This is a genomic window from Pseudogemmobacter sonorensis (genome assembly GCF_042762395.1).
Taxonomy (GTDB): domain Bacteria; phylum Pseudomonadota; class Alphaproteobacteria; order Rhodobacterales; family Rhodobacteraceae; genus Pseudogemmobacter; species Pseudogemmobacter sonorensis.
The window spans coordinates 1-8807 of record NZ_JBEFZE010000056.1 but is presented as its reverse complement, the minus strand read 5'-3'; the positions used below and the strand labels follow the sequence as shown (position 1 = coordinate 8807).

Below are 8807 nucleotides of genomic sequence, written 5' to 3'. Positions count from 1 at the left end.
GCCACTGATGCCCGCCATAGCCTATCCCGATGCGGTCTAGGAATTTCCGCATCGAGCCGCCAAGTTCGACTTCGCGGCGTTTGGTGCGGATCACTTCGCTGCAAATGTGGAACATGAGCAGGCGGGGTTTGGTGCCGTAGGGCAAGGGGGCATCCGTCCAGTTGCCCCAAACGTCCCGATACTTCCCGGCCTCAAGCAGCATCGAGGCACTGCCGGAGGTGCGCACGAACTCGCGCCCGTCCACCTTCGAGCGTGGCAGCCCGACCTGACACAGCACCGCATGGAGAAACTGCGGCTGGTCAACCTCTGCGCCGAACAGGTCGGGCGCAGCCTCGACCAGTGCGGGCGGCGTGGCCGTCAGCAGCTTGGAAATGTGCTTGTCGTCGGTGTCGTCTGTCATCGGAATCAAGCTTGCCTGATTTGCCACAGGGTGCAAAGGCCGGATTTTTCAGGGCACTGTCCATCGCCCCCCTAGGTGGCGTAGATCGCTCCCCCCTGTAGGGCGGTGGTGGCGTAGATCACCACCCCTAGGTGGCGTAGATCACCACCCCTAGGTGGCGTAGATCACCACCCCCCTAAAACCGTTAGATTCTGACCTATAGATTCTGACCTATAAGGCGCAGGTTCCTGTGGATAACTTTTGCCCCCAGATTATGGCAAGCCCAACGCTCCTAAACCTAGTCGCCAACGCTCCGGGATGTAGTCGTAAAGCGGACACCTTCCGGCCTTCGGCCTACAGGTGACGCCAGCGGAATCGGCCGCCATGCGGCGGCGGCCGATGAGTCTTTTTGTTCCCGCCCTCAACTGCCATCTTACCCCCGTGCTCGCTCTGGCAAGGGGTGGGTTCTCGCCATGCTCGCCCTTCGGGCTGCGCGTGGCTGCGATCCCGCTGCGCGCCCTTGCCTGCCGCTGCGCGCGGCGGTGCGATGGAAGCATCGGGACGGGGAACATCGTGTTCCGCCCCTTCGGGGCGGGTTCGCTTCTCGCCTTCGGCGGGAATCGAACAGGGAACAACAGGAAGTGCCCTTCAACGGTCAGCAGAGAGACTAGTGTTGATTTGTATTACAAAAAGTATTACATTAAGGTATGGATAAGACGATGAAGTTCGAATGGGATGAAGACAAACACCGCGCCAACATCGAGAAACACGGGGTGAGCTTCGAGGATGCCTCAAAGATTTTCGAGGGGTTCACACTTGATGCGATAGATGATCGGTTCCCCTACGGAGAGGAACGGATCATCAGCTTAGGCAGGCTTGGCGAAGTCGTGGTTTTGGTAGTCGTTCATACTGAACGAGACGGGGTTTGTCGCATAATTTCAGCCCGACAGGCCAACAGAAAGGAGCGTAAAAGATATGACGAAACGATACAGAAAGCCCTTGAGTGTTGAGGAAATGGCGGCGCGTTCTGATGCCGACATTAACTATAGCGACATTCCAGAATTGGATGAAAAATTCTGGGAAAAAGCCAAGATAACAGCCCCTCAGACCAAGCCAAACGTAAGTCTGCGCGTGTCCGAGGACGTGGTAGCTTTCTTCAAGAAACAGAACCCACGTGGCTACACCGCCCGCATGGCAGCGGTCTTGTCAGCCTATGTTCAGGCTCATCAACCGAAATGAAGTATCTTTATACCATCGTCTGGACGCAAGCGCATGTCGGCCTGCCCGAAGCTAAAGCCGCCTTGAATATGAGAATTGACCGTGATGTGCTGGAGTTCTTCAAGCGCGGATTAACGCGGTTTTGAAGGCTTACAAGGATGCACATTCGCCGCGATAAGGTGAAGAATGCCCGTTATCATTCGGTCAGACCTTGATCTGATGCACCAAGCCTTTCTTGAATTGGCTAGCAAAATATGGAACCAAGATCAAAACCGCTTCTTCCCGACCAAAGAGGAAGAAGCGGTTTTTTGCGTTTCAGCATTGGATAACGTCCGCTTGGAGGCGTGGCGATCAATCCACATTGTTCTTAAGAACTCACAGCCGCATGGAAAGCGTGGCGTGTATATTTGGGATGATCCGAAAATCACGGAGAATATTATAGCCGCGCTATATGGCAGCGCAAAGGCGTTTGCCGATGATATGAGCCTTGAGGCATTTTGTCAGCGTCTTGGCTATCAGCCTATGCAAGCAACGCTTTGGGAACTGTTTTGGAATACAAGAAACGCCAGATTTAGGCTTAAAAACAGCCTCTAATCACGCCGCAGGCGCGGCCAGAGCGGGGCGCAAAGCGGCCTGATCCGCCGCCTAACTGTTTAGAGGCTGTTTTTAAGCCCGTGGATGGCGTCTTACCCGTTAGCCACCTTGCCCCCGCTGAGCCACCCGAAAAGCCCGCCACGGGTCTTCTGTGGGGCAGGGAGGGCAGCTTTAGCATGGTCGCGCCATGCGTCCCGATCCTTCGCGATGTCGGCGATCTGGGCATCCTTGGCCGTGAGCGCCTCTTTCAGATCGTCAATCCGTGCGTTGAGGGCTGCAACCAGTTCCGCAGGGGCGTTGCTTGGCGTTTCTTGTGTTAAAACAGGGCGTTGCGCACCAGTCCTCTTGTCGTTCCGCAACGTTCCTGTGAAACGCGCAACCTCTGAAGGGTCTAGCCCGAATGTCCCGTCCTTATGGCGAACGGCAACGGACATTTTCCCTGATTTTACAGCCCTTGAGAGGGTGGATTTGGAGACGCGAAACTGCTTCGCGGCCTCTGTCATTGAGATGTGTTCCATGTGTTTCCTGCCTCGTTGTGCACCGGACTTCTGGCCTGTTGTGGTGCGTTGCTGAAATGGTGCCTGCTTCGCGGGCACACGTCAAGGCAGGGACAGAGAAGGCCGCCCCCGACCGCCCCCCACATGGCTGGGGCGGGGGCGGCCTTCGGTCAGGCCAGAGGGTCTATGTCGTCTATGTTGCCAGCGGCCGAGCGGGCAGGCTGGGCTTTCTGGATCGGCTGGGCACTCGTGGGGTTAGTGGTGGCCTGCATAGCCCGGCGGATTTCATCCAAGGCTTTACTAAGCTGGGTTGTTACCTTGATAGCGTTGTTTTCATGCAGGCGATTAGCCACATGCGAAATTTCACCTTCGTTATTCATAAATATAATATGGCACCTTGGGTAATTTATCGGCGTAGCATCTTTGCCTACGGGTTGTTCATCCCGCCGATATTCAATGCTGACAATGTTGCTTGGGCGAAACTCTGTGTAGTGTTTTCCGTTACCTATTCTGGCACGATCATCAGTGGTGAAGGTAAGTTCTTCTTTTCTTTTATTCAGACTCCACACCATTAATGCAGCGAACGCGCCCGATGGAATACAAATAATAATAAAGAACCAGATATTTTCATAGTTGTTGGCAAGTGTCGCGCCACCAAGGAAAATTGCCATTGCCACAATTATAGAAAAAACATCTGATCCGATTTCCTCGTCACCCTCTGTCCATTTTACACCTGACCCGGTAAGATTTCCTTTATCGTCATGCCTTTTGAAAGATTCACATTTAAACGCCATCTTGTAGCCTCTGCATGTAGACCGGGGGGCGTTCCGGCGTTATCACTATTTGACGATTTGTTGCCCGTGAAAAGTGCAGGGTGATTTCTGCCGGATCGAGAAGGGGGATTGTTCGAGGGCTTTTCTCTGGCTGGATAGCGCCTGTCTGGGCGGTTCTGGTAGATACATGGCCTTGCCGATCTTCCATGATCGTTGTTGTGCCCAGCAGATCGGACAGGTAGCGGGTTGTCGTGGCATCGACCACGCCAAAGGCATTGATAATGCCCGCATTTCCGAGGAAGGTTTCCCATGTTTCGGGATAGTGCCGTTTGATTTGGGTGAGGTCTTGCAGGACGACCCAGAGCAGGAGGCCAGCCCCTGCCATGTAACCGGCGGCCGTTTCGACTACCTGCATGTGGCCGAGTGCTGCAAATTCCTCAAGGATCAGGCGCAGATGCCATTCGTCCGCCTTGTGATTGAGGACGGGGGGCAGGGGGTTGCGCTCTATAGCGGCCATAAGCTGGTAGATGAACAGGCGCAGCCAGCGGGCATGTGTGCTGATCCGCATGGCGGGCAGCACAAGGTAAACCGTGGTCGGGATGTGCGCGATCTCGTCCAGGGCGAAGTCGGAGTGTTCGGTGATATGCGCCACGTCATCGAGCGGGCGGGTTTGTTCCCGTGCCGTGGACAGGATCGAACGCAGTTCCCCGTCTGGGCTTGTCGGCTTGCCGTCAAAGTCACGCTCTAGCTTGCCAAGGAAGGTGTTGCCGATATTCGCCAACCGCCCGTCAAAGGCCGGTGAGATTGCCATTTCCTGCCACGCCTCAACCAATCGCAGATCGTTGGAGAGTAGCGACCGAATGCCCCTGATCGTGAGGATTTCCGGCTCATGTGCCATGGCGAACAGGATCAGGCCAACCAGCAGGTTTTTGGCGCTATCCGTCCAATGGCGTTCGCCGCCACCTTCCATGATGAGGGCGTCAGCGATTTGGGCAACGTCCGCCGCCACAGTGTCCGGGGATGAGTGTTCCAGTTCAGAAAAGGGGTTATGCGAGGCCGAGGGGGGCAGATCGTTGGCGCCAGAGGGGAAGGGGTTCAGGATGAAAACCCGCTGACCCATGTTCTGCCGCGCCTTGGCTGTCGCCCTCGCCAGTTCCCCCTTGGGGTCGATGACCACGACCGAGCCGGGGTATTCCAGCAGGTTCGGGATTAGCAGGGTGCGGGTCTTGCCCGACCGGCTACCCGCAATCGTGACCATGTGGCGGTTGTCGAGCAGGCCGAGCGTTCGCTCGTCCCCGTCATGACCGAGTTTGATCTTGCCCCGCCGATAGTCCCACGCCGCCCCAAGGGTTTCGGGTGCCTGCCATGCTCGATCTGGCGGTGTCCCTTCATCGGTGCGGCTTGCAATGCCACGCGGCGGGAAGGTTTCCTGTGCCATGTCGATTCCTCTTTTGCCGCTATGGGACAGGAAGGCACAGCGGCGGGGATCGAGGCAAGAGCGGCCGACGGATTAACTACGCTTTAAAGAGGGATGTTTTAGAGTAATGCTGAACAGTTGAGTAGTGAAGCGAGATGTGGGATTGTTTACACAATCCCGTCTCGGCAGGGGTTCCCCCTGCACCCTTGGCTACGCCATTAGGACGCTGCATGACCGATGCACCAGCCCCCGCCGAAGGCCGCACATACAACCTGCATGTGCGCCTCACGGCCGCCGAACGGGACGCCTTGAACGAGGCGGCGAAGCGTTGTGGCCTAAGCGTCAGTGAGCTTGTCCGCGCCCGTGTGCTGGGGCACCGGCTGCGGCCACGCACAGAACCAGCGGGCGGCTATCAGGCTATGGAGCCGCGCTTGTTCGCCCACCTTTCCCGCCTTGGGAACAACATGAACCAGATCGCCCGCGCCTTTAACGAGCGCGGCCAGATCGACCATGCCGAGGCTCTGGCGACCGTGCGCGAGGTCTGGGAAATCATGCTCACCGATGAAGTGACCGCCCGCCATGCTTTGGGCGCAGAGGCCAAGCACCGCGCAGGCCGCCGCCCGCAGAGGGGCTAGGATCATGGTGCCCCGCCTGTCCAGCCGTAGCGAGCGGTCAGACGGACGCGGGCGCAGCTTCCGCGACCTGTCAAAATATCTGTTTCAGGGCGAGGCACACCGGCCAGCCCCCGATCGCGTGTTATGGGCACAGGCGATCAACAGCCGGATTTCCGACCCGGCCGAGGCGTGGCGGGAAATGGCATGGACAGCCGAACACGCGGCCGAGCTGAAGGAGGCCGCAGGGGTTCGGCGTGGCGGCCGCAAGAATGAAGCCCCCGTTTGGCATGTGTCGTTGAACTGGCACGAGAGCGAGCGGCCGACACCGGAGGAGATGCAGGCCGCAGGCTTGGAGGTGTTGCAGCGTTTCGGGCTGGAACAGCATCAGGCCGTCATGGTCGCCCATGGCGACACCGGCCACCCTCACCTGCACCTTATGGTCAATCTGGTGAGCCACGAGGACGGGCGCAGCGTTGACGTGTCGAAGAACACCAAGCGCCGCCTGTCCGCATGGGCACTGGATTATGACCGCGAGCGGGGCAACGAGCATTGCCCGCAACGGGAGATCAACGCCGAGAAACGGGCGAACAACCGTGCCGCCTACGATGCCGCCCATACCTTCGCCAAGGCGACGGGGCAGGACATGGCACCGTTGCGCATCACCCGTGACGACAGCGCCCACCGTGAACTTTGGAACGCCATGAAACGGGCACGGGAACAGGGGGCAAATGCCGAAGGAATCGAGCAAATCCGCGAGATTCACCGCGATATGTGGCAGCAGTATTACGAGCAGTCCAAGGACAAGGAAACGGAGCGGCTGCAACACCCCGACAAGACCATTCTGGAACAGCTTACCCGCCTTGATGTCAGTTTCACGCGGCAGGAACTGGCTAAGCGCGTGGCGAACGCCACGGGCAGCATGGAGGAATTTCAGGCGCTCTTTGCCAAGGTCGAGGCGCAGGTGGTCGATTTACCCCAGACGAAAAACCGCCTCACCACCCACGAAATGGCACAGATCGAGAAGGACATGGCGCAGGCCGTCGCCGACATGGCCGCATCATCAGCACATGGCTTGAATGGAGGGGGAGAGCGCACAAAGCTTCGGGCGAAGGGCTTGGGCGCAGAGCAGCGGGCGGCGCTTGAGCATGTGACGACCGGCGCGGGACTAGCCTGTGTCGTCGGCTATGCAGGCACCGGCAAGTCAACCATGCTGGCCGAGGCGCGGGCGGCGTGGGAGGTTTCCGGCTATCGCGTCTTGGGCGCTACCCTGTCCGGCATCGCCGCCGAGGGGCTGGAAGGTGGCAGCGGTATCAAAAGCCGCACCCTTCACGGGTTGCAATGGGCGCTCGACCACGGCCGCGAAGCCCTCACGGACAAGGATGTGTTGGTGGTCGACGAGGCCGGCATGATCGGCAGCCGGCAGATGCACCGGCTTTTGACCACGGCGCAGGCCGCCGGCGCGAAGGTGGTTTTGGTAGGAGATCCGCAGCAGTTGCAGAGCATCGAGGCGGGCGGGGCGTTTCGGGCTATTGTGGAGCGCACCGGCGCGGCCGAGATTACGGCCGTGCGCAGGCAGCGTCAGGACTGGCAGCAGCAGGCGACCGTTGACCTTGCCAGCGGGCGCGTGGGGGCTGCACTGGACGCCTACAGCCGCGAGAAGAAGGTGCGTGCCCATGACGACCAGGCGGAGGCAATAGAGGCTCTTGTGACAGACTGGACAGCCGATCACATAGCCGGGCGCAGCAGCATCATGCTTGCGGTCAGCCGCGCAAATGTCGCCGCGCTCAATGCCGAGGCGCGGGAGACGCTGCGCGAACAGGGCAGGCTTGGAGACGACATAGAGATACCGGCTTGCGAGGAAGGTATAGACCAGCCGCGGCGGGATTTCCGGCTCAAGGTGGCCGAGGGCGAGCGGCTTTTGTTCACCAAGAACGACAAGCGGCTAGGGGTGAAGAACGGCACCATTGGCACCTTGGAGAAGGCTAGAGGCGGGCGGCTTATGGTGCGGCTCGACGGCGACAAGCCCCGTTTGGTGGAGGTCGATTTGTCAGCCTACCGCAATCTTGATTACGGTTATGCCCTCACCGTCCACAAAGCGCAGGGCGCGACCGTGGACACCGCCCATGTGCTGGCCAGCCGTGGCATGGACAAACATAGCGCCTATGTCGCCTTGTCGCGGCATCGGGACAGCGTGAAGCTGCACTATGCCCTCGATGAGTTTCGCGGCCCGATGCACCTTGAGCGCCGCTTGTCGCGTGATCGCCCGAAGGAATCGACCCTTGATTACTTCGCCGGAGAGCGCGGCCGTGCCCGCACCATGCAGGAAGAACGGGCACGGGTGCGGAAGGCCGCGCAGCGGCGCACGTCCGATGAAAAGCCACGGGACAGCGCCGCCGACTATTGGAAGCGCAAGGGGCAGATCAAGTCCACGCTTGGCCGCACCCGTTAACCTTATGACGGGCGTTTGCCCTTGGTGAACTTCTTACACCACACCAGAAACGCCTTGTCAGGATCGTTAGGGACGCCCGCTTTCGTGGCGACCCAATCCCGCCACAGCCCTTCTAGGTGATACTTGTCCCAGCCGGGCGCGGCCTCTGGTATCTTGTCGTAAGTTTCTGGCTTCAGGTGGATTTGGTCGATCCGCAGGGGCGCGGCCGGTTTGGGCGCAGGCATCGACAGCACCACGCGCTTAGGTTTCACCGGTGGCGGCGAGGGGTAGAGGCGGATTCCGCCCTTGACCTGTTCAACCCGCGCATCGGGATAGGCCACGGTCGCGGCCTTCAACGCCTTGAGGAACTCGCGCTTGAAATTGGTGTCATCACGGTATTCCTGCCCGAACTGCGCCCGCAGCGAAAACCAGTAGAGGGGGATTCCACCGTCCTTGCGGATGCGGCAGAGCCGGTGCGCAAGCCATGTGTAAACGTCGAGGCCAAGCGCGGTGCCTTGCAGCTTGTGGATCGCCGCCGGATCGAGCGGCACCGCATGGTCAAGCAGGGTGCGCATGAACTCGTCGGCCACGACCAGTTCATCCGGCCAAAGCTGGCCTTGGGCGTTCAGATTGTCGCCGCCCATCCATGCTTCAAAGCGGCTGATCGGATCGGTTTTGACGACCACCTGCTTTTCGCCCGCCTCATAGCCAAGCGTCATGCGCATGGCGGCGAGAGCGCGGGATTGCTCTTTGAAAGATCGCCACTGATGCCCGCCATAGCCTATCCCGATGCGGTCTAGGAATTTCCGCATCGAGCCGCCAAGTTCGACTTCGCGGCGTTTGGTGCGGATCACTTCGCTGCAAATGTGGAACATGAGCAGGCGGGG

At 59.3% G+C, this 8807-nt stretch carries 11 protein-coding genes; 6 read left to right on the top strand and 5 right to left on the bottom strand.

What is annotated here, in order from left to right; translation table 11 throughout:
- On the bottom strand, window positions 1-400 hold a 400-nt coding region (locus tag ABNX41_RS21060), incomplete at its 3' end, for a replication initiation protein (protein WP_438671655.1).
- 698 nt (window positions 401-1098) lie between these two features.
- On the opposite strand from ABNX41_RS21060, the gene ABNX41_RS21055 reads away from it, so the two are divergent.
- The 4 genes from ABNX41_RS21055 to ABNX41_RS21040 are packed head-to-tail and all read left to right on the top strand — an operon-like array spanning window position 1099 to window position 2191.
- Window positions 1099-1389 carry a BrnT family toxin gene (locus tag ABNX41_RS21055; protein ID WP_438671654.1) on the top strand — a complete coding sequence of 97 codons (291 nt, stop codon included), beginning with the start codon at window positions 1099-1101 and terminating at the stop codon, window positions 1387-1389.
- On the top strand, window positions 1379-1618 hold the full coding sequence (locus tag ABNX41_RS21050; RefSeq protein WP_438671653.1) for a BrnA antitoxin family protein: 240 nt from the start codon (window positions 1379-1381) through the stop codon (window positions 1616-1618). The genes ABNX41_RS21055 and ABNX41_RS21050 overlap by 11 nt, the downstream gene beginning before the upstream one ends.
- Window positions 1615-1743 (top strand): hypothetical protein, encoded by a 129-nt coding sequence (locus tag ABNX41_RS21045; RefSeq protein WP_438671652.1) that lies wholly within the window; start codon window positions 1615-1617, stop codon window positions 1741-1743. Before ABNX41_RS21050 ends, ABNX41_RS21045 begins: the two co-directional genes overlap by 4 nt.
- A gap of 40 nt (window positions 1744-1783) precedes the next feature.
- Window positions 1784-2191, top strand: a complete 408-nt coding sequence (locus ABNX41_RS21040) for a hypothetical protein (RefSeq protein WP_438671651.1) — start codon at window positions 1784-1786, stop codon at window positions 2189-2191.
- Between the two features lie 92 nt (window positions 2192-2283).
- On the opposite strand, the gene ABNX41_RS21035 is transcribed toward ABNX41_RS21040, so the two are convergent.
- The 3 genes from ABNX41_RS21035 to ABNX41_RS21025 form a co-directional block, all read right to left on the bottom strand.
- A complete protein-coding gene (locus ABNX41_RS21035) occupies window positions 2284-2709 on the bottom strand; it encodes a hypothetical protein (protein ID WP_438671650.1) in 426 nt (141 codons plus the stop codon).
- 149 nt (window positions 2710-2858) lie between these two features.
- Window positions 2859-3482, bottom strand: a complete 624-nt coding sequence (locus ABNX41_RS21030; RefSeq protein WP_438671649.1) for a hypothetical protein — start codon at window positions 3480-3482, stop codon at window positions 2859-2861.
- Window positions 3472-4899, bottom strand: a complete 1428-nt coding sequence (locus tag ABNX41_RS21025; protein ID WP_438671648.1) for a type IV secretory system conjugative DNA transfer family protein — start codon at window positions 4897-4899, stop codon at window positions 3472-3474. The genes ABNX41_RS21030 and ABNX41_RS21025 overlap by 11 nt, the downstream gene beginning before the upstream one ends.
- A 209-nt stretch (window positions 4900-5108) precedes the next feature.
- Here ABNX41_RS21025 and ABNX41_RS21020 point away from each other — a divergent pair, with 209 nt between their 5' ends.
- The gene (locus ABNX41_RS21020) at window positions 5109-5513 is read left to right on the top strand and encodes a plasmid mobilization protein (protein WP_438671647.1); all 405 of its coding nucleotides are present in this window, start codon (window positions 5109-5111) and stop codon (window positions 5511-5513) included.
- 4 nt (window positions 5514-5517) lie between these two features.
- Window positions 5518-7941: an AAA family ATPase gene (locus ABNX41_RS21015; RefSeq protein ID WP_438671646.1), complete on the top strand. Its 2424-nt coding sequence runs from the start codon at window positions 5518-5520 to the stop codon at window positions 7939-7941.
- A gap of 2 nt (window positions 7942-7943) precedes the next feature.
- Here ABNX41_RS21015 and ABNX41_RS21010 read toward each other — a convergent pair.
- A partial coding sequence (locus ABNX41_RS21010; RefSeq protein ID WP_438671645.1) for a replication protein RepA occupies window positions 7944-8807 on the bottom strand: 864 nt, incomplete at its 5' end.

Excerpts from the sequence above, each read along its gene's own strand:
- ABNX41_RS21055 (WP_438671654.1), top strand. The coding sequence starts at position 1,099 with ATGAAGTTCGAATGGGATGAAGACAAACACCGCGCCAACATCGAGAAA.
- ABNX41_RS21045 (WP_438671652.1), top strand. The coding sequence starts at position 1,615 with ATGAAGTATCTTTATACCATCGTCTGGACGCAAGCGCATGTCGGCCTG.
- ABNX41_RS21040 (WP_438671651.1), top strand. The coding sequence starts at position 1,784 with ATGCCCGTTATCATTCGGTCAGACCTTGATCTGATGCACCAAGCCTTT.
- ABNX41_RS21035 (WP_438671650.1), bottom strand. The coding sequence starts at position 2,709 with ATGGAACACATCTCAATGACAGAGGCCGCGAAGCAGTTTCGCGTCTCC.
- ABNX41_RS21030 (WP_438671649.1), bottom strand. The coding sequence starts at position 3,482 with ATGGCGTTTAAATGTGAATCTTTCAAAAGGCATGACGATAAAGGAAAT.
- ABNX41_RS21025 (WP_438671648.1), bottom strand. The coding sequence starts at position 4,899 with ATGGCACAGGAAACCTTCCCGCCGCGTGGCATTGCAAGCCGCACCGAT.
- ABNX41_RS21020 (WP_438671647.1), top strand. The coding sequence starts at position 5,109 with ATGACCGATGCACCAGCCCCCGCCGAAGGCCGCACATACAACCTGCAT.
- ABNX41_RS21015 (WP_438671646.1), top strand. The coding sequence starts at position 5,518 with ATGGTGCCCCGCCTGTCCAGCCGTAGCGAGCGGTCAGACGGACGCGGG.